Annotated in this window: 1 protein-coding gene; it reads left to right on the top strand. The window is 49.5% G+C overall.

The genetic code is table 11. The features are described from left to right. On the top strand, nucleotides 1-617 hold a 617-nt coding region (locus H8S34_RS15005; protein WP_186964429.1), incomplete at its 5' end, for a DUF4368 domain-containing protein. Between the last annotated feature and the right edge of the window lie 33 nt (nucleotides 618-650).

Raw genomic sequence — 650 nt, 5'->3', positions numbered from 1 at the left:
TGTCCTATGGGGAGAACAGGCAGAACAGCAAGCCTTACGGCCATTATCATTGTAGCAAGTACGGACAGGGCACACGCCAATGCTCCATGCATTATATCCGCTATGATGTGCTTTACGCCTATGTCCTCTCCCGTCTGCAATACTGGTCGGGGCTGGTACAGCATGATGAAGAACGGCTTTTGAAGCGGCTGTTAAATGCCAATGACAAGGGACAGGCCGCCGCAAGAAAGAAGCAAGCCGCAGAGTTGAACAAAGCGGAGAAGCGGAAAGCCGAAGTCGATACCCTGTTTGCCCGGATGTATGAGGACTGGGCGGCGGGGCGTATCACAGAATACAACTTCTCTATGCTGTCCGGGAAGTACCAGAGCGAACAGGCTGAACTGGACACAAAGATTGAACAGCTTCAATCCGCTATCGCCACTGAAAGCCAGAACGCCGCAGACGCAGAAAAATGGATTGCCTTGATGAAAGAGTGCGTCAATCCAACAGAACTGACCGCCGAACTTTTGAATACGCTGATTGAAAAAATCGTTGTCCATGAAGCGGTCAAAGGTGAGGACGGAAGCCGGGAACAGGAGGTAGAAATCTTCTACCGCTTTATCGGCAAAATTGATTAAATGACACCAATATTTTTAACTATGTGATACCGG

Origin of the sequence: Pseudoflavonifractor hominis (genome assembly GCF_014288125.1) — a bacterium.
Taxonomy (GTDB): domain Bacteria; phylum Bacillota; class Clostridia; order Oscillospirales; family Oscillospiraceae; genus Pseudoflavonifractor_A; species Pseudoflavonifractor_A gallinarum.
Note: the sequence above shows the minus strand (reverse complement) of the source record. Positions and strands in the feature narration are given on the sequence as shown.